Genomic DNA, 17,237 nt, shown 5'->3' with positions numbered 1-17,237 from the left:
GGCTCTGTGGCGACGCTTCACGAGTGCCGCCTTCGATGGCGCTTGCATCCACGATGCCGACGAAGCGCTGGCGAGGCGGGTAGGCGCCGGCTTCTACACATACGGCCCGAGCAGCGACAGGTCCGCTTCGCCGAGCCGGTCCTTGGCGGTCCAGAGCTGGTGCCAGTAGGGATAGATGACCGGTGGCAGGCTGACGGCGTCGAGCAGTTCGCGTTCCTCATCGGAGAGCTTCAGGCCGGCAGCAGCCAGGTTGTCGGCGAACTGGGCCTCGGTGCGGCCGCCGATGATGACGGATGTCACGCCCCTGCGGCCGATCAGCCAGGCGAGCGCCACCTGCGCCGGCGACACGCCGCGCTCGGCGGCGATGGCCACGAGCATGTCGACGATCTTCCATAGCCGCTCCTCGTCGCGGATCGGCGGCTCTTTCCAGCCGGCGAGCTGGCGGGTGCCCTCGGGCGTTTCGTTCCGCCGGTGCTTGCCGGAGAGCAGGCCGCCGGCAAGCGGGCTCCAGACGAGGACGCCTAACCCCTGGTCGATCGCGATCGGCATCAGCTCGTATTCGGCCTCGCGCGCCTCGAGCGTGTAGTGGATCTGCTGGCTGACGAAGCGCTGCCGGCCTTCAAGCGCGCTGACGCCGAGCGCCTTCATGATGTGCCAGCCGGAAAAATTGGAGCAGCCGATATAGCGGACCTTGCCGCTGCGAACGAGGCTGTCGAGCGCCTCCATCGTTTCTTCGAGCGGTGTGAGGCCGTCCCATTCATGCACCTGATAGAGATCGATGACGTCGGTGTTCAGCCGCTTCAGGCTCGCCTCGCAGGCGGCGATCAGGTGCTGGCGCGAGAGGCCGCCGTCGTTGGGGCCGGGGCCCATGGAAAAACGCGCCTTGGTTGCAACCAGCACGCCGTTCTTCCGTTTGCCGCCGAGCACCTCGCCGATGATCTCCTCGCAGGCGCCGGTCGAATAGATGTCGGCGGTGTCGATCAGGTTGACGCCGGCATCGAGGCAGAGGTCGACGTAACGGCGCGCCTCCTTCAGCCCGACATTGCCGACCTCGGCGAACTTGCCGCGGCCGCCGATGGTCATCGTGCCCATGGTGATCACAGAGATTTTCAGGCCGGAGCGGCCGAGCAGCCGGTATTCCATGGTCTCTGATCCTTTGCTGGTGCGCGGAGCGGGAGGAGAAGCCTTCGCCCGCGATGAAAGCCGAAGGCGATGGGGGCGGTCAAGAGGTGGCCAAGAGGCGGGTCACGGGAGGGCGAGCGAGGGGCGATCACATGGGCGATCACAAGGGCGAACAAGGGCGATCGCATGGGCGCGGCGTCCGTGTGCGGGCAGGGTGTGTAGACCGGCAACACGCCGCAATCGGATGTTGCGGTTCTTTCGGCTCCGGTTTCTTAGGGCTGGCTTGGGGACGGCAAAATGTTATCGTTTGGTCGAGAGATTAAGGGGAATCACTCGATGAGCGTTGTAAGGCGTCTGCTGTCCGCATCGGCGATCGTTGCCGGTCTGGGCTGTGTTGTTGCACCTTTGACGGCGAATGCGGCCGAAAACGGCGCCGGGTTCTATCTGCTGGGCGCGCGAGGCCCGATGGCCGGCCTGCTGGCGCCGCCCGGAACCTATGTCCAGAACGACACCTATTTCTATTTCGGCGAACTCAAGGGCAACAAGCAGCTTCCGCTCGGCGGCGAGATCGTCGGCGAAGTCGATGCCAAGATCGTTGCCGATTTCCTGACAGGCCTCTGGGTGCTGCCCGAGGAGGTGCTTGGCGGCAATCTCGGCTTCACCGCGATCGTGCCGTTCGGCGGGCCGAATGTCGACGCCACGCTGTCGGCGCCGCGTGCAGGCCGCTCGGCCTCCGTCAGCGACTCGATCTTCACCGTCGGCGACCCGGTGCTGGGCGCGACGCTCGGCTGGCACAACGGCGATTTCCACTGGACGGCGAACGCCAGCGTCAACGTGCCGATCGGCGACTACCAGAAGGGGGAGCTTGCCAATCTCTCGTTCAACCGCTGGGCCGGTGACTTCACCCTTGCCGGCACCTGGTTCAACCCGGAGACCGGCCTCGATCTCTCGGGCGCTGCGGGCTTCACCTTCAACGGCGAGAACCCGGCGACCGACTATAGGACAGGTACCGAATTCCACGCGGAATGGGCGGTGACGCAGCACTTCAATCCGCAGTTCTCCGCCGGTCTTGCCGGCTATTTCTACCAGCAGGTAACGGGCGACAGCGGCGCCGGCGCAAGGCTCGGTTCCTTCAAGGGCCGCATCGCTGCGATCGGCGGCACCGTTGGCTACAATTTCAAGATGGCCGAAACACCGGTCTCGCTGACACTCAAGGTCTTCCAGGAGTTCGGCGCCAAAAACCGGCCGGAGGGTACCGCCGGCTTCGTCACCATCGCCTTCCCGATCGGCACGCCGCCGGCGCAGGTGAAATAGGCCCGAAGCGGCCTCCCGCTCGTCCGCCGGGCGCCGCTTTCGACCGGCGGGACGAGGGCAATGCATGATTACCGTCCGGGGCGAAAACTTTCGCCCGCGGCAGTGTTCGCGCGTGGCGACGTTGCTTTATCTCCCGAACGGCGCATACTGCCGCCATCGCTGGGCAGTGATACGGGCCCCGGCGGCTCGAAGATCATTGCGCTTTCGCCCCAGCCCAGGAGGTCGCGCGATGTATTCCACCGCCAGCGCACAGGCGCTTCTCCCACACGACATGAACAGAATAGAGCAGGTTTTCGCAGAGATCCTGCGCGAGCGCGGACTTTCGCGCGACTGCGCGATGGCGGAGGCAATCGCAAGACGCATCTTCAGTTGCTACCAGCGAGGCACCCGCGAGAGCGGTGCCCTCAAATACATGATCGGTTTAGACCTGCGGTCGGCGACGCAAAAGGATGCCGGCACGCCCGTCCATGGCAGCCAGGAGGTTTCAATGCAGGAGATTGCACGCGAACCGGACAGTCAGATCGGCCCTGACGATCTTGACATGTTGCAGCGCACCTTCGACCGCGTCTGCATCTGGTGCAGCATCCCGCGCTACGGCAAGCGCGCCGACCGGCTGGCCCGCCACATCACCGGCCAGTTCCGACGCGGTGTTTCCGACGAGCGGGTGCTGTTTGAAAACGCCATGTGGCTCGAGCAGCAGGCCGATCCAAGGCGGTACCGCGCCGACAACTAAAGCCGGCATCACCTAAAGCGCGCCGCGATCTTTTAAACGCGCGACGCGCTTCAAGTCCTCGATTTGGCGAATGTCGTTATCGTAAGACCGCTACGCGCTTTTGCACGACACGCTCTAGATCTCGAAAAACCGCTCCGGCATCAGCTTCCGGTAGGGGAACATGTGGAAATAGGGTCGCGCCTCGGCGAGCACGCGGCGCACGGACGCGCGTTCAAGCAGCCGCTCGAAATAGGCTGAAAGATGCGGATGCGACCCGTCGAAGGGCTCGACGATGCCGCCGTAAAAGAGCGCCGGCGTGGCGGCGCAATCGGCAAGGCTGAAGGCATCGCCGGCGGCGAAAGCATGCGTGGCGAAGTGCTTGTCGGCCATGCCATAGGCCAGAGCGAGTGCCGCGCGGGCATCGGCAACGCCGCGGGTGTCGTTTTCGCCCTCGGCCCGCAGCGTATCGGTGACGATCTTCTGCATCGGCACATGGATGTAATTGTCGAAGAAGCGATCCCAGAGCCGGACTTTCAGTGCCGTGTCGGGATCATCGGGGATCAGCCGCTGGCGGCCCGGATAGTGGCGGTCGAGATAGTCGATGATGATCGACGTCTCCGGCATCACCACGTCGCGGGCGCTGTCGGTCAAGACCGGCATCTTGCCGACCGGCCAGAGCGCTGCGAAGCGGGTCGCTTCTTCCGGGTCGAGCAGGTCGACCAGGCTGCTTTTGAACGGGGTCTCGTTTTCATAAAGCGCGATCAGCACCTTTTGGCAGAAGGAAGCGAGCGGGTGCTGGTAAAGCGTGAGGGACATGCGCGTAGTCTCCAATGCGGAAGGGACGCTTGCGGATCGGTCGTCAGGTCTTTACGGGCCTGTTTATTGCAAAACCGGTTCTGTTTTGCAATCGGTTTTCGAGGTGTGAGGACCAAAAGATCTGGGGGCGCAGCGGTGAACGGCGGCAGCCGCGCCGGGGCGCGCCGATTTTTTGGAGCCGCCATGCTGATCGATTCCAAGCGGTTAGCGCCGGAAACGGGGGCAGAAGCGCAGAGACTTGCCGCCATCGTGCCCGGCTACCATTGAAAGCGCAAAAGTTGCCCTAGAATTAATAGAACAAGGGCGTCGCAACGCTCGGCGCCCGTCGTCATCGCGACAGGGGAGGATTGCCGATGCGCTGCTTCACGGTACTAGGGCCCTCGCAGACCGGAAAAACCACGCTGGTAGACAAGCTGGCCGGTCTGGAGGGGGCCTCTCGAAAAGCCGCTTCACCCTATGGATTGAACCTAACGGAATTCGAATTTGGCAATGAGCCCTGGTGTGCGCTTGACGCACCCGGCGGCACCGAGGCGCTGGGCCATGCGCAGCATGCGCTGATCGCCAGCGACGCCTGCGTGCTGTGCGTTTCGCCGGTGCCGGAGGAGGCGGTGCTGGCCGCGCCCTATCTGAAGGCGATCGAAGCGTCGGGCACGCCCTGCATTCTCTTCATTAACCGCATGGACGAGCCGCAGGGGCGATTGCGCGATGTGATAGCAGCGCTTCAGGATTACTCCGGCCACATGCTGCTCCTGCGCCAGGTACCCATCCGCGAGGGCGATAAGATCGTCGGCACCTGCGACCTGATCTCCGAGCGCGCCTGGCGATACCGCGAGGGGCAGACCTCGGCATTGATCGAAATCCCCGACACGGTGATGGATCGGGAAAAGGAGGCGCGGGCCGAGCTGCTCGAACATTTCTCGGAATTCGACGACTGGCTGCTGGAAGAACTGATCGAGGACCGGGCGCCGGCCAACGACACGATCTACGCGATCTCGACGCGGCTGTTGAAGGAAAACCGCATCATCCCGGTGCTGGTGGGAGCTGCAAGCCACGCCAACGGCATTCTCCGGCTGATGAAGGCGCTGCGCCATGAAGCGCCTCAGGTCGACGCGCTGCGAAAGCGACTGGCCGAGGCCGGCCCGATCGCCGAGAACGCACTTTCAGCCGTCAGCTTCCACGCCTATCACAAGGCAAATGTCGGCAAGACCGTGCTGGTCCGGGCGCTGACCGCAGGCATCAAGCAGGGCGCGACGCTCGGCGGCGGCAGCCTCGGCTCGCTGCAGGACCCGGCGACCGGCAAGCCGCTGCCCAACGCCACGCCGGAGGCGGGCGCGATCTTTGCCGCCGTCAAGGCCGACCACCTGCCGGTGCCGGCGCTGCTCGCCGCCAACACAAGTGCCGAGGCGCCGGACTGGACGGCGCCGCCGACGCCAATGCTGGTGCGCATCTTGGTGCCCGACAGCGAACGCGACGAGACCAAGCTTTCGGGCACGCTCGCCAAGCTCGCCGAGACCGACCGCGCGCTTGCGGTCATGCAGGAAGAAGGCAGCGGTGCGCAGCTCGTCTGCGTGCAGGGGCCGATGCACCTGCGCGATCTCTGCAAGACGCTTGCCGACGTCTTCCATGTCGGCGTTACCGACCGGCCGCCGAGCCCGACCTATCGCGAGACCGTGCTGAAACCGTCTGATGTGCACTACCGCCACCGCAAGCAGACCGGTGGGGCCGGGCAGTTTGCCGACGTCAAGCTCAGCGTGCACCCGAACGAGCGCGGCGCCGGTTTCTCCTTTGCCGAGACGGTGAAGGGCGGGGCGGTGCCGCGCAACTTCATCCCGGCGATCGAGGCGGGCGCGCGCGAAGCGATGGAGAAGGGACCGCTCGGCTTTCAGGTGATCGATGTCGGCGTGACGCTCACCGACGGCCAGCACCATGCGGTCGACAGCAACGACTTCGCTTTCCGCGCAGCCGCCAAGATGGGCGTGCGCCAGGCGCTGTCGCAGGCGTCCGCGGTTCTGATGCAGCCGGTCATCCGCGTCGAGATCCACATCCCGTCGATCTATTCCGGCAGCCTGGTGCCGATCGTCTCCACCTACAAGGGCCAGGTGCTCGGCTTCGACCGTGACGAGACCGCCAAGGGCTGGGACATCTTTCGCGCCCTGGTGCCGGGATCGGCCCTCGACGATCTCGCCCGGACACTAAGGGCGGCGACGCAAGGGATCGGCTACTTCTCAAAAAGCTTCGACCATTTCGAGGAGCTCTACGGCAAGGAGGCGGATGCGGTGATCCACGCGCATGGGGCGCCGCAGGCGGGGTAAGGCGTATCGTCTGATGCTCGTGTCGGTCTGTCAGACTATCGTGGCAGCCGCAGAACTTATCGACGGGCATAATCCGCTTAACGCTCTGCATGGTGCTCTGAGGACTTCATTGCGAGCGCGATGAGGAATGTCTCTCCAATGCTCAGGCAGTACGGCTCGTTCTAAGTGGCCCTATTGAGAGAATTGCGTGGTTAAAACAGGAGAACAAGCAGCTTAGCTTGGCTGTTCAACAACTTCTTGCAACGCGAGCCTGAATAGCGCCTCGGATAGAAGGGCTTACTTTAATATGCGTCCTTGCCGCCTCCCGCCGATTGCCGCTCGCGCTCCTCGATCTCGGCGATCAGCCAGTTGAGGAAGGCCTTCGTTACCGGCTTCGTGCGCAACAGGTCCTCCTGGCAGACGAACTGGTAGGTTTCGGCCGGCTCGTAGAAATGGTCGTGGGCGAGGCGGATCTGGCCGGATTTGAACTCGTGTTCGGCCATGGTGCGGTCGATCAGCGCCACGCCCTGGCCCTCCTTCACCGCTTCGAGGATGATGTGCTGGTCGTCGAAGATCAGGTCCTGGCGGCTGCGCGGCAGCGCCAGGCCCGAAGAGGCGATCCAGCTTTGCCATTCCTGAAGGCCGCGATAATGCAGCCGGTTGCCGGACAGCAGCGCCTGCCTGTCTTCCTGCCAAAGGTCGCGGCCGCAGACGGGCACCAGGCGTTCGCGCAGCAGCTTGCGGGTGAAGCGTCCAGCAGGCGGCTGCAGGCAATAGGCGATGCTGACATCGGCCGGGCCGGTGCCGGCGGTGATGGTTTCGAGGTGGGAGAGGTGGATCTGCACACCAGGATTGGCGGTGAGGAACTCCGAGATGCGCGGCGCGATCACCTTCATCGAGAAGAACGGCCCGACCCGGACGCGCAGGATCTTGTCGCTCGTGCGTGGGCGGATGTGCTGGACGACGCCTTCGAGATCGTCGAAGGCGCGCTGGCAGGAGGCGTAGAGCAGCCCGCCCTCCGGCGTCAGTTCGACACCGTGCTGTTTCCTCACGAAAACCCGAAGGCCGAGATTGAACTCGAGGTTGCGGATCTGGTGGCTGATCGCGCCCTGGCCGATGCAGAGCTCGTCGGCCGCCGCCGTCAGGCTGCCGTTGCGCGCGGCCGCCTCGAAGGCGCGCAGGGATTTGAGGCTCGGCAGATCACGCATCCGCTTCTCCGGGGTCTGGGTCGCCGGCAGCCTAGCATGAATTTTTTCGATGTCTGGAATGATTTCTTTCACATTGCGAAGGGCGGCTGTCTTCGCGCATTGTCGAAGCATAATAAAGCAAAACGAAAACTGAAATCGGCCGAAAACACAGGTAGTTCCGCGCATAGGGGCAGGTCGGGTGCGACCCGAATGCCGCTGCGGCTGAGGCTGCCTGCTCGGTCGAAGGGAAGGACAGAGGGAACGAGATGATAAAGAAGTTCATGACCATGTCTGCGCTTGCGGCGCTGCTTGCGGCCGGCACAGCCAAGGCCGAGACGCTGGCGATCGGCACCGAGGGCGACTACGCGCCGTTCAACTATGTGACCGCCGCCGGCGAGATCAAAGGCTTCGACTACGATATCGGCCAGGCCGTCTGTGCCGAGATCAAGGCGGACTGCGTCTGGAGCACCAACGAATGGGCGGGCATCATTCCCGCACTTCAGGCCAAGAAGTTCGACGTGATGATCGCCTCGATGGCGATCAACCCGGATCGCAAGACGCAGGTCGACTTCACCACCCCTTACTATTTCAACGCCATGCGCTTCGTCGCCCGCAAGGATCTCGGCCTCAAGGACATCTCGCCCGCGGCGCTGAAGGGCAAGGTGATCGGCACGCAGTCGGGCTCGGTCGCGGTCGAAGCGCTGCAGCAGTTCTTTCCGGATAGCGAAGTGAAGCTCTATCCGACGATGAGCGAAGTGTTTCTCGACATGGAAAACGGCCGGCTGGACCTGATCCTCGAAGGGCAGATGGCCTTTACCGAGTGGCTGGCCAAGGAAGAAAGCGGCTGCTGCGCCTTTGTCGGCGAAAGCTTCGTGCTCGACACGGCCGAGGGCAACGCCATGGCGGTGCGCAAGGGCGACGCGGCGCTGCTCGCCAAGCTCAATGCCGGCCTGAAGACGATCATGGAAAACGGCACCTACGACAAGATCCGCAAGCAGTATTTCGACTTCGACATCATGGCGAAGCCGAAGACCACGAGTGAGTATTTCCGCTGAGGGTGACGCGCGCCCGCTGAGGTCGGCGGCCGTGCCGGTTGAGATTTGTGGTTCTGCCCCGCATCCGGCCTGCCGGCCACCTTCGCCCCACTTGGCGGGAGAAGGAGGGTGCGGCAGCCGCTCGCTCCACTCTCGGCGGTGTCGCTGTGCCTCCATCGGAAGGCATGCCTCGGGTGAAGGGGGGCCGCTGAACGCGTTCCCACTGCTCGCCTGCGGGGGAGAGGGTTCGTCCTCGGGTTCGACCCGGGAAGAGGGCAACTTCCTCGAAAGATGCGTGAGGGGCGTCTCTTCCAAGGTTCCGTGAGTGGCCACCCCCAAGTCCAACTCCACCCAGACTTCGCCTGTCGCGTTCTGCGTTCGACGCATCGCGCGGCCGGCGGACAGGCGCGGCGCCGGGGTTTCGCGTTTTCCCCGGCGCCCGTCTTCTTCTTCTCCAATCCGCAAATGAAAGTGCATGCGATGAGCTTCAGGGTCGCCGTTCTCGAATTCAACCAGGAAACCAATACGTTTTCGAAGCTCAAGACCGGGTTTCGCGATTTCGAGGCGTGCCACTATTTCGTCGGGGCCGAGATCGAGAGCCATTGCCGCGGCACCAATTCGGAGATTGGCGGCTTCATCGACTGCTGCGATCGCTATGGCTGGCAGCCGGTCTATACGGTGGCGGCGCGGGCCGAGCCCGGCGGCAGGATCGAGGAGGCGATGCGGCAACGCTTCGTCGCCGATCTCCAAGGCGCGCTTGAAGGCGAAAGGCTCGACGGCGTCTTCATCGTCTTCCACGGCGCCATGTGCACGGAAACGGCCGACGATGCGCAGATCCAGTTGCTGGAGGTAGTGCGCGGCATCGTCGGGCCGGAGCTTCCGATCGCCGCGACCTTCGACCTGCACGCCAATTCGGCGCCCGAGATGGCCGACCTGCTCGATATCGCGGTCTCCTTCCGCACCTATCCGCATGTCGACATGGCCGAATGCGCCCACAAGGCCGGCGCGCTCTTGAACCGCGCCATGCGCGGCGAAATCCGCCCGGCGCTCGCCATCCGGCAGCCGCCGATGCTGAACGGCTGCAATGACGGGCGCACGACCCATGCCTGCGCCATGACCGAGCTGCTCGAGATTGCCGACGGGATCGCCGCGCGCGACGGCATGCTCGCGACCTCGATCAATGCCGGCTTCTACGATGCCGATATCTTCAACACCGGCCCCTCGGCTGTCATCTGCTACGACCGCAACCGGGTTTCGCCCGAAGACGCTGAAGCCGAGGCCCAGCGTCTCTGCCGCGAGATCTGGGACCGGCGCGAGCATCAGGACGTGCAGCTGCCGCTCGACGCCTTGCCCGGCATCGTTTCGGCGCATCTTTCGAAAGATGCGAACGCGCCGTTGGTGATCGCCGATTTCTCCGACAATCCCGGCTGCGGTGCCTACAGCGATTCCACCTGCGTGCTCGCCCGGCTGCTGGCGATCGGCGTCGAGAGGGCGGCTTTCGGCGCGCTCTGCGATCCGGAAGTCGTGGCCGAGCTGATCACTGCCGGCATCTGCGCGACGCGAGAGGTGACGCTCGGCTGCAAGATCGACCCGGACGTCGGCGGTGGGCCGATCAAGGTCAAGGGCAGGGTGGAGGCGATCTCGGACGGCAGGATCGTCTTCGAGGGGCCGATGTTCCAGGGCCTGCCGGCGACGATGGGGCCGAGCGTGCGCTTTCACGTCGAAGGCATCGACATCCTCATCTGCAGCGAACGGCAGCAGATGCTCGATCGCAACCTCTTCCGCGCCGTCGGCATCGAGCCATCCGATTACGCCATCGTCGTCGTCAAGTCGCAGCAGCATTTCCGCGCCGCCTTCGGCCCGATCGCCTCCGAGATCGTCGAGATCGACGGCACTGGCCTCAGCAGCGCCAATATCGGCGCGCGGAAATTCCAGCGCGTGCGGCGGCCGGTCTATCCGCTGGATCACGGCGACCTCGCCTGAGGCGGGCTGCCGTTCACTGGTCAAGGTTCATGGCTGCGCCCTCGAAAGGGGCAGTCGTATGGCGCGGTAACTGTTACGTACTCCCGCAGTGCCCGGCTTTGCGGCTAGCGTCCCTGTCATGAAGGGAGCGCAACTTAATGAGCTTCATCGATCTTTTCGCCTGGATCGTGCTGATCGTGCTTGTGGTGAGCACGGTCGCGGTTCTCATATTTCTCGCCATGCTGCCGGGCTCGATTGCGAGACGCCGCAACCATCCCTGGAGCGAGGCCGTCAATGTCGCGGGCTGGGTGACGCTGTTCCTCGGCTTCGCGCTCTGGCCGATCGCGCTCGTCTGGGCCTATGTGGACGTGCCGCGTCCGACCGGGGCGCCTCCGGGCGCTGTCCCCGCCGGCGACGTCCATCCGAGCGAGGCGCGCCAGCCATGATCGTCTTTCTCTTCAATGTCTACCTGGCGATCCTATTCCTCCTGGTGAAGCTTAGGATCGTTACCTTCAATCTCTTCTGGAAGATTTCGCCGGCGATCGTGTTCCTGCTGCTGCTCGTCGGCCTGTTCATTCCGATGAACTGGGGCGCGCCGCAGGGCGAGGCGCTGGTGGTGCGCAATTCGGTCGCGATCGTGCCCGATGTCTCAGGCGAGGTGCTGGAGGTGCCGGTCGTTTCCAACGCCCCGCTCAAGGCCGGCGACGTGCTCTTCCGCATCGATCCCGTGCCCTACCAGGCGAAGGTGGACGCGCTGCAGGCCCAGCTGTCGCTGCAGGAGCTCCGGCTTTCGCAGATGACGAAGCTGCAGTCGCGCGATGCGGCGACCGAATTCGACGTCCAGCAGCGCCAGGCGGAGGTCGACAATCTGAAGGCGCAGATCAGCAGCGCCGAATGGGACCTCGGCAAGACGACCGTGCGGGCGCCGGCCGATGGCTACGTGACCAACCTTGCGCTGCGCAAGGGCGCGCGCGTGACGACGCTGCCGCTGTCGCCGGCCATGGCCTTCATCGACACGTCGGAAACGATCATCGGGGTCGAGATCAACCAGATCGACGCGCGCTACATCAAGCCCGGACAGATGGTGGAGGCGACCTTCAAGTTCGCGCCCGGCGAGACCTACACCGGCACGGTCGAAAGCGTGCTACAGGCGATCGCCTCCGGGCAGGCGCGGGTGTCCGGCACGGCGGTGACGCCGGAGGCGCTTTCGGCCGCGCCGTTCATCGTGCGGGTGAAGCTCGACGACCAGGCTTTCGCCGCACGGCTGCCGGCCGGTGCCACCGGGGACGCGGCGATCTTTACCGAGCGGGTGAAGGCTGCGCACGTGATCCGCCGGGTGCTCTTGCGCCAGATCGCGATCACCAACTACGTCAATCCGTTCTGACCCCCGTTCTGATCCTTTGTCGTCCGCAGGTTTTTTGCGCGTGGTTGTTCGGTGGCCGTTTGGGACGTAGCATGGCGTCCGCAAACCGGCATCAGGACGGCGACAGATCATGACACTTTCCGCAATCCAGACGCCACAGGTTCTGTTGACGAGCGCCGGACGGGCGTGGAAGGGGCTTGCCGCGGATTTCATCCATATTCCGCGCGGGCTGGTGCATGTGCCCGGCGGTGACATGCATCGGCTGGGCATGCATTTCGGGCCGCCGGTCAACGCCGATTGCCGCTGCGGCGGGCGGCGCATGCGACGGGTGCAGAAGCCGGGCGATATCGATATCGTGCCGGCGGGCGTCGACGGTTCCTGGGAGGACGATGCGGACTGTCGGATCCTCAGGCTGAGTTTCTCGCGCGCGCTGCTCGATGGCGTGGCGGCGGATCTCGGGCGGGAGAGCGTCGAGCTGCTGCCGCAGATGCAGGTCCGCGATGCCCGGCTCGAGGCGATCGGCTGGGCGATCAAGGCGGATCTCGAAGCAGAGACGCCGTCCGATCCGCTCTATGTCGACCTTCTCGCCAATGCGCTGGCCGTGCGGCTGATCGAAAGCGCGACCGGCGGCGCGCGGGCGCAAGGGCGCAGCGAACCCAAGCTCTCGGCGCGGCAGTTGCGGGTGCTGACCGAGTACATCGAGACCCATCTGGACCAGCGGCTTCATCTGGCCGATCTCGCCGCGGTCGCGGGCTTGAGCGCCACGCGGCTGAAAATCCTCTTTCGCAACAGCACCGGCCTGCCGGTGCATCAATATGTCATCCGTCGCCGTGTGGAATTTGCCCGCGCGCTGATGACCACGACGAACCTGCCGGCGAGCGAGATCGCGGTCGCCGCGGGCTTTTCCCATCAAAGCCATATGGCCTCGACCATGCGCCGGCTGCTCGGCGAGACGCCGGGCGCAATCATGCGGCGCTCCGGCGAAATCTGACCGAAGCTGCAAAATCCTGGCTGAATCTGTGCGACCGGGTTCCGCCTGATCCCTAGTCCTTGCCCGTCTTCAGCAAGGAAAAAAGATCATGTTCGTCATTCTCGGAGCGGCCGGAAAGGTCGGGACATCAACGGCGTCGGCCCTGCGTGCGGAGGGGCTGCCGGTGCGGGCAGTGCTGCGCGATCCGGCAAAGGCCGGTCCATTGCAGGCGATCGGCTGCGACGTCGCCTTTGCCGATTTGCGTGATACGGCAACGCTGGGGGCGGCGATGGCGGAAGCCGAGGCCGTACAGATCATCCTGCCGCCGCCGCTCAAGGCCGAAGATGCCAGAGCGGAAATGCGTTCGCTCACCGAGAGCATGGTGGGAGCGCTGGCGCAGGCGCGGCCGAAACGCGTGCTGGCGATCTCCGACTATGGCGCCCATGTGCCCGAGGATATCGGCATGCCCACCGTCTTCCGTCTCTTCGAGGAGCGGCTTCGCCGGCTCGACATGCCCAAGATCTTCCTGCGCTCGGCCGAGCATATGGAAGGCTGGGCGCGCAGCATCCCGGCGGCGATCGCGACCGGTGCCCTTCCGAGCCTGCATCATCCGGTGGAGCGGAGCTTTGCCGCCGTTTCGACCGGAGACGTGGGGCGCATGGCTGCGGACCTGCTCCGCCGCCCGGTCGCGGAAACGGTGGAGCAGATCGTGCATGTCGAGGGACCGCGCCGCTATAGCGCCAGCGACGTGGCCGCGGCCCTGGGCCCGTTGCTCGGGCGTACGATCATGGCGCAAGCGGTGCCGCGCGGCGCGTGGCAGGCGGCGCTGGAGCGGGCCTTGAGCGCAAGCACCGCCCGGCTTCTGGTCGATCTCTACGACGCCCATAACAAGGGCGGGCTGATCGACGTCGAGCCGGGCGGCGAGGTTCGTTATGGAACGACCGGATTGGTCGAGGCCCTGCGGCCCTTCGCGCCGGCCTGATGGGTTTCAAGGTTTCGTACCGACGCAATTCCGGTCGGAAAACCGCTGTGCACTTTTCCTGGAATTGCTTAGCCGGCAATCGGCAGCGGCGCCTCCGGGTTGACGAGGCCGGCTGCGCGCAGGTCCCGCCAGAAGTCGGCCGGAACGGCCTCGTTGAGGGCGGCGCGGTCTTCGGCGATGCGGGAAGGCTGGCTGGCGCCGGGGATGACGGCGGCGACCGCGGGGTTGGCGAGCGAGAACTGCAGGCCGGCCGCCTTCATCGAGATGCCATGACGGTCGGCGATCGCCTTGATGCGCGCAACCTTGTCGAGGATGGCGGGCGTCGCCGGGGCATATTCGAAGTTCGGGCCGCCGACGAGCGCGCCGGAGCTATAGGGGCCGCCGACGACGATGCCGAGGCCGCGCTTGGTGACTTCGGGCATGACGCGCTGCAGCGCCCGGTCATGGTCAAGCAGGGTGTAGCGGCCGGCAAGCAGGAAGCCATCGGGGCGGGGGCCTTCGAGCGCCACCAGCAGTTCGATCGGCTCGACCCGGTTGACGCCGAGCCCCCAAGCCTTGATCACGCCCTCGTCGCGCAACTTGTCGAGCGCCTTGAAGGCGCCCTTGCGCGCGGTCTCGAAGACGTCGAGCCATTCGTCGCCGTAGAAATCCTGGGCGACGTCGTGGACGAAGGCGATCTCGATCCGGTCGGTCTTCAGGCGCTTGAGGCTGTCTTCGATCGAGCGCAGCGTCGCGTCATGGGTGTAGTCGTTGACGATCTTGTTGGGGCGGCCGTAGCGGAAGACGTCGCCCTTCTCGCCGAGGTCGCGGGCGCTGACATCCTCGATCTCGTCGAGGATCACCCGGCCGACCTTGGTGCTGATGACGTATTCGTCACGCGGGCGTCCGGCGAGCGCCTCGCCCATGCGGATCTCGGCAAGGCCGGCGCCGTAGAAGGGGGCGTTGTCGAAATAGCGGATGCCGTCGTTCCAGGCGGCCTCGACGGTCGCAAGCGCTTCCTGTTCGGGGATTTCGCGGAACATGTTGCCGAGCGGAGCTGCGCCGAAGCCGAGCTTGCCGGGCAGAATATCCTTGAGTGTCATGTGTCCTGTCCTTTGCTGTTGAATGGCAGGGGTTGATGTGCGGTGCTGCGATCGGTGAGGCATCGCTGTCGGGCAGAGAGATAGGTCGGGCTGTGGATCGGCATTAGGCAGGCGGATTTCGCAGGAATTGAGAAACGAATTCACAGATGGCTGGCTGGAAACCGCATCGGCGGCTATCGATCGCCGGTCGCCGGCTTTCGCCGCGATCGCCGATTATTGTTGTTTCCGCTGTCGGCAAACGCCGCCTTCATTCGTCTTCATGAAGTGTAACAGGGAGCGACGCCGCATGAAGCTTTATTTCAGCCGAAACCCCAATCCGCGTCTGGCCGTGGCAACAGTGCGGTTTCTGAAGGCCGAGGTCGCCTTCGAATTTGCCGAGCCGCTGGCGCCGGGGCAGGCGGACCGCTATCGGCCGCTCAATCCCAACCTGCTTCTGCCGATCCTGGAGCGTCCCGGCCGGGCGCTCTGGGAGGCGGATGCGATCGCCTGCTTTCTATCCCGAACGCTCGGTTCCAATTTCTGGCGAAGGGATGACGACGAGCCGGAGATGATCCGCTGGATCAGCTGGGGCAAGGAGAACTTCGTGAAGGCCTGCGACATGGTGCATTGGGAGCGTGGCACCAAGCTGCGCTACGGCATCGGCCCTTGCGAAGAGGCGATGGTGGAGGAGGGGTTGAGGGCCTTCCACAGGGCGGCGCGATTGTTGGAGGAGGAGCTTTCCGGCCGCGCCTGGCTGCTGGGCGATAGCATTTCCTATGCCGATTTCCGCATGGCGACGTTCCTGCCCTACAACGACGCGGCGCGGCTGCCGGTCGCGGACTATCCGGCGCTTGCGCGCTGGGCCGGGCGGCTGGACGAGATCGAGGTCTGGCACGATCCTTTCGGCGGGCTCGTCGCGCCCGAGATGCCGCCGCTTCCGGCTTGATAGGCGGCTCGTCGGGCGGCCTGCGCGGGGCGCTTTCGGCGGCAGTCGCGGGTGGTTTCGAAGCGGGCGCTTCCCGGCCTGGCGGCAGGTCTCCGGACGCTGGATTTCGTCTGCGATCCCAGTATGATGGGTCTGCAACCTTCCTTCCGGTCGGCCGCCATCCCGCGCGGTCGACCCTGCCGAAAACTCCCGATCATGCCGTTATCCGTCGTTTCCGCCGCGGCGCTGTCGCCGCCCTATACTGCCGAAGATCTGGTCCGGATGGATCGTTTTCGCGAGGGGCTCGATTCCGCTGCGCGCGAACTGCTGGAAACGCATCTCGCCTTGCCGCGGGAAGTGCACTACGTGGCGGATCTGCGGCGCTGGATGCTCAGCCAGATGACGATGGCCATGCATTTCGAGCATCTGCAGGATAGGGCTTGCCTGCCGATTTCACCGGGCAATCTCGCCCGCACCATGAGCGCGATCGCAAGCCGCAACACGGTGCATGCCTTTCTCCTGGAAATGCGGAGATACCGCTTTGTCGAACCGCTGGAGCGTGGAGACGGCCGCCAGCGCGCTGTTCGCGCGACGGAGATGAGCGAGGCGCTCATCCGGCGCTACTTCGATATTCATCTACGCGCGCTCGATCTCATCGATGGCGGCGACCGCTATGCGCTGTCGCGGCAGCAGCCCGGTCTCTTGCATGGCGCGCAGCCCCGTTTCGCGCGCCTGCTGCTGGCGCGTCGCGACTGGCACAAGCCGCCACCAAGCATCGCCAAGTTCGTCCGTTCGGATTCCGGAAGCAGCGTGCTGCACGACCTGATCAAGAATGCGCCAGCGCTGGCTGGCGAAAGTGCTGCGCCGATCTGGATCGGAAAAGTGTCTCCCAATGCCCTGTCGAGCCGGTACCGCATTTCCAGAACCCATACGGCGCGGCTCTTTGGCCTGGCGCGCGAGGCGGGGCTGATCGGCTGGGCGAAGACGAGCAATCGCGGCGCGTGCTGGATTTCGACGGCGCTGGTGCACGACTACCGCTATTGGCAGGCCATCAAGCTGTCGGCCGTTTCGATCGCCTTTGCCGAAGCCTGTCGCACAAGCGGTGTATTGGAGGCCGCCTGAAGGCGCATGCGGCGGGGGTCCGCTGAGGCTCCCCGCCGGGCGTTCATTACTCGTGGATCGTGTAGGAACCCATTTCGCAGAGGTCCTGCGTGTCGGTCGTCGTGTCGAGATCGTCGCCCTGGAACTCGAAGCGCATGTCGTACCGGCAGACGCTGCGGCCGTCGGCAATGGTGATTTCCATCTCTTCGCCGGGGCCAAGAGCCTGCCGGCCGAAGATGTCGTCTTCCCAGTTGTCGACGCCGGTCGGAGAGGCGTAGAAATTGTTCAGGACAGAATTGGTCCCGTTCTTCAGCGTGAAGACGAGGTCCTCGGCTTTTGCTGTCGTCGATAGGCACATGACAACTGCCGACGCCAGAAGGGCGAAGTTAAACTTTTT

16 protein-coding genes are annotated in these 17,237 nt (G+C 64.7%); 11 read left to right on the top strand and 5 right to left on the bottom strand.

All coding sequences use genetic code 11. The features are described from left to right. Positions 1 to 93 precede the first annotated feature (93 nt). Positions 94 to 1,143: an aldo/keto reductase gene (locus tag IB267_RS04450; RefSeq protein WP_192446565.1), complete on the bottom strand. Its 1,050-nt coding sequence runs from the start codon at positions 1,141 to 1,143 to the stop codon at positions 94 to 96. A gap of 315 nt (positions 1,144 to 1,458) precedes the next feature. Here IB267_RS04450 and IB267_RS04445 point away from each other — a divergent pair, with 315 nt between their 5' ends. After that, on the top strand, positions 1,459 to 2,436 hold the full coding sequence (locus IB267_RS04445; protein WP_192446564.1) for a transporter: 978 nt from the start codon (positions 1,459 to 1,461) through the stop codon (positions 2,434 to 2,436). A 229-nt stretch (positions 2,437 to 2,665) separates the two neighbouring features. Continuing rightward, a complete protein-coding gene (locus tag IB267_RS04440; protein ID WP_192446563.1) occupies positions 2,666 to 3,169 on the top strand; it encodes a hypothetical protein in 504 nt (167 codons plus the stop codon). A gap of 114 nt (positions 3,170 to 3,283) precedes the next feature. Here the strand turns inward: IB267_RS04440 and IB267_RS04435 are convergent, their stop codons facing one another. Beyond that, positions 3,284 to 3,964 carry a glutathione S-transferase family protein gene (locus tag IB267_RS04435; protein WP_192446562.1) on the bottom strand — a complete coding sequence of 227 codons (681 nt, stop codon included), beginning with the start codon at positions 3,962 to 3,964 and terminating at the stop codon, positions 3,284 to 3,286. 353 nt (positions 3,965 to 4,317) lie between these two features. Here IB267_RS04435 and IB267_RS04430 point away from each other — a divergent pair, with 353 nt between their 5' ends. Continuing rightward, entirely contained in the window at positions 4,318 to 6,276 is a 1,959-nt protein-coding gene (locus tag IB267_RS04430; RefSeq protein WP_192446561.1) for an elongation factor G, read from the top strand. 281 nt (positions 6,277 to 6,557) lie between these two features. Here IB267_RS04430 and IB267_RS04425 read toward each other — a convergent pair whose 3' ends face one another. Further along, positions 6,558 to 7,463 (bottom strand): LysR family transcriptional regulator, encoded by a 906-nt coding sequence (locus IB267_RS04425; RefSeq protein ID WP_192446560.1) that lies wholly within the window; start codon positions 7,461 to 7,463, stop codon positions 6,558 to 6,560. A gap of 260 nt (positions 7,464 to 7,723) precedes the next feature. On the opposite strand from IB267_RS04425, the gene IB267_RS04420 reads away from it, so the two are divergent. The 6 genes from IB267_RS04420 (at position 7,724) to IB267_RS04395 (ending at position 13,753) form a co-directional block, all read left to right on the top strand. Next, positions 7,724 to 8,497, top strand: a complete 774-nt coding sequence (locus IB267_RS04420; RefSeq protein WP_246810543.1) for a transporter substrate-binding domain-containing protein — start codon at positions 7,724 to 7,726, stop codon at positions 8,495 to 8,497. A 459-nt stretch (positions 8,498 to 8,956) separates the two neighbouring features. Then, complete coding sequence (locus IB267_RS04415; RefSeq protein ID WP_192446558.1) at positions 8,957 to 10,459, top strand: M81 family metallopeptidase; 1,503 nt, start codon at positions 8,957 to 8,959, stop codon at positions 10,457 to 10,459. 137 nt (positions 10,460 to 10,596) lie between these two features. Beyond that, positions 10,597 to 10,884, top strand: coding sequence for a DUF3302 domain-containing protein (locus IB267_RS04410; RefSeq protein ID WP_192446557.1), 288 nt, complete (start codon positions 10,597 to 10,599; stop codon positions 10,882 to 10,884). Then, complete coding sequence (locus IB267_RS04405; protein WP_192446556.1) at positions 10,881 to 11,822, top strand: HlyD family secretion protein; 942 nt, start codon at positions 10,881 to 10,883, stop codon at positions 11,820 to 11,822. The genes IB267_RS04410 and IB267_RS04405 overlap by 4 nt, the downstream gene beginning before the upstream one ends. A 109-nt stretch (positions 11,823 to 11,931) precedes the next feature. Beyond that, a complete protein-coding gene (locus IB267_RS04400) occupies positions 11,932 to 12,792 on the top strand; it encodes an AraC family transcriptional regulator (protein ID WP_192446555.1) in 861 nt (286 codons plus the stop codon). Between the two features lie 88 nt (positions 12,793 to 12,880). After that, a complete protein-coding gene (locus IB267_RS04395; protein WP_192446554.1) occupies positions 12,881 to 13,753 on the top strand; it encodes an NAD(P)H-binding protein in 873 nt (290 codons plus the stop codon). Between the two features lie 68 nt (positions 13,754 to 13,821). On the opposite strand, the gene IB267_RS04390 is transcribed toward IB267_RS04395, so the two are convergent. Beyond that, the gene (locus IB267_RS04390; RefSeq protein WP_192446553.1) at positions 13,822 to 14,835 is read right to left on the bottom strand and encodes an aldo/keto reductase; all 1,014 of its coding nucleotides are present in this window, start codon (positions 14,833 to 14,835) and stop codon (positions 13,822 to 13,824) included. Positions 14,836 to 15,121: 286 nt separating this feature from the next. Between IB267_RS04390 and IB267_RS04385 the strand changes: the two genes are divergently transcribed. After that, positions 15,122 to 15,760 (top strand): glutathione S-transferase family protein, encoded by a 639-nt coding sequence (locus IB267_RS04385; protein WP_192446552.1) that lies wholly within the window; start codon positions 15,122 to 15,124, stop codon positions 15,758 to 15,760. A gap of 195 nt (positions 15,761 to 15,955) precedes the next feature. Then, positions 15,956 to 16,861 (top strand): hypothetical protein, encoded by a 906-nt coding sequence (locus IB267_RS04380; protein ID WP_192446551.1) that lies wholly within the window; start codon positions 15,956 to 15,958, stop codon positions 16,859 to 16,861. A gap of 46 nt (positions 16,862 to 16,907) precedes the next feature. Here IB267_RS04380 and IB267_RS04375 read toward each other — a convergent pair whose 3' ends face one another. Next, on the bottom strand, positions 16,908 to 17,198 hold the full coding sequence (locus IB267_RS04375; RefSeq protein WP_371258892.1) for a hypothetical protein: 291 nt from the start codon (positions 17,196 to 17,198) through the stop codon (positions 16,908 to 16,910). Positions 17,199 to 17,237 lie beyond the last annotated feature (39 nt).

The organism is Ensifer sp. ENS09 (assembly GCF_014852425.1).
In the GTDB taxonomy this organism is placed as follows: Bacteria; Pseudomonadota; Alphaproteobacteria; order Rhizobiales; family Rhizobiaceae; genus Ensifer.
The sequence above is the reverse complement of the archived record's forward strand: the minus strand, read 5'-3'. Positions and strand labels throughout refer to the sequence as shown.

Bases quoted from the DNA above. Each gene is read 5' to 3' on its own strand.
- IB267_RS04405 (WP_192446556.1), top strand. From the start codon at position 10,881: ATGATCGTCTTTCTCTTCAATGTCTACCTGGCGATCCTATTCCTCCTG.
- IB267_RS04390 (WP_192446553.1), bottom strand. From the start codon at position 14,835: ATGACACTCAAGGATATTCTGCCCGGCAAGCTCGGCTTCGGCGCAGCT.
- IB267_RS04420 (WP_246810543.1), top strand. From the start codon at position 7,724: ATGACCATGTCTGCGCTTGCGGCGCTGCTTGCGGCCGGCACAGCCAAG.
- IB267_RS04400 (WP_192446555.1), top strand. From the start codon at position 11,932: ATGACACTTTCCGCAATCCAGACGCCACAGGTTCTGTTGACGAGCGCC.
- IB267_RS04395 (WP_192446554.1), top strand. From the start codon at position 12,881: ATGTTCGTCATTCTCGGAGCGGCCGGAAAGGTCGGGACATCAACGGCG.
- IB267_RS04435 (WP_192446562.1), bottom strand. From the start codon at position 3,964: ATGTCCCTCACGCTTTACCAGCACCCGCTCGCTTCCTTCTGCCAAAAG.
- IB267_RS04450 (WP_192446565.1), bottom strand. From the start codon at position 1,143: ATGGAATACCGGCTGCTCGGCCGCTCCGGCCTGAAAATCTCTGTGATC.
- IB267_RS04430 (WP_192446561.1), top strand. From the start codon at position 4,318: ATGCGCTGCTTCACGGTACTAGGGCCCTCGCAGACCGGAAAAACCACG.
- IB267_RS04440 (WP_192446563.1), top strand. From the start codon at position 2,666: ATGTATTCCACCGCCAGCGCACAGGCGCTTCTCCCACACGACATGAAC.
- IB267_RS04385 (WP_192446552.1), top strand. From the start codon at position 15,122: ATGAAGCTTTATTTCAGCCGAAACCCCAATCCGCGTCTGGCCGTGGCA.
- IB267_RS04415 (WP_192446558.1), top strand. From the start codon at position 8,957: ATGAGCTTCAGGGTCGCCGTTCTCGAATTCAACCAGGAAACCAATACG.
- IB267_RS04380 (WP_192446551.1), top strand. From the start codon at position 15,956: ATGCCGTTATCCGTCGTTTCCGCCGCGGCGCTGTCGCCGCCCTATACT.
- IB267_RS04375 (WP_371258892.1), bottom strand. From the start codon at position 17,198: ATGTGCCTATCGACGACAGCAAAAGCCGAGGACCTCGTCTTCACGCTG.
- IB267_RS04410 (WP_192446557.1), top strand. From the start codon at position 10,597: ATGAGCTTCATCGATCTTTTCGCCTGGATCGTGCTGATCGTGCTTGTG.
- IB267_RS04445 (WP_192446564.1), top strand. From the start codon at position 1,459: ATGAGCGTTGTAAGGCGTCTGCTGTCCGCATCGGCGATCGTTGCCGGT.
- IB267_RS04425 (WP_192446560.1), bottom strand. From the start codon at position 7,463: ATGCGTGATCTGCCGAGCCTCAAATCCCTGCGCGCCTTCGAGGCGGCC.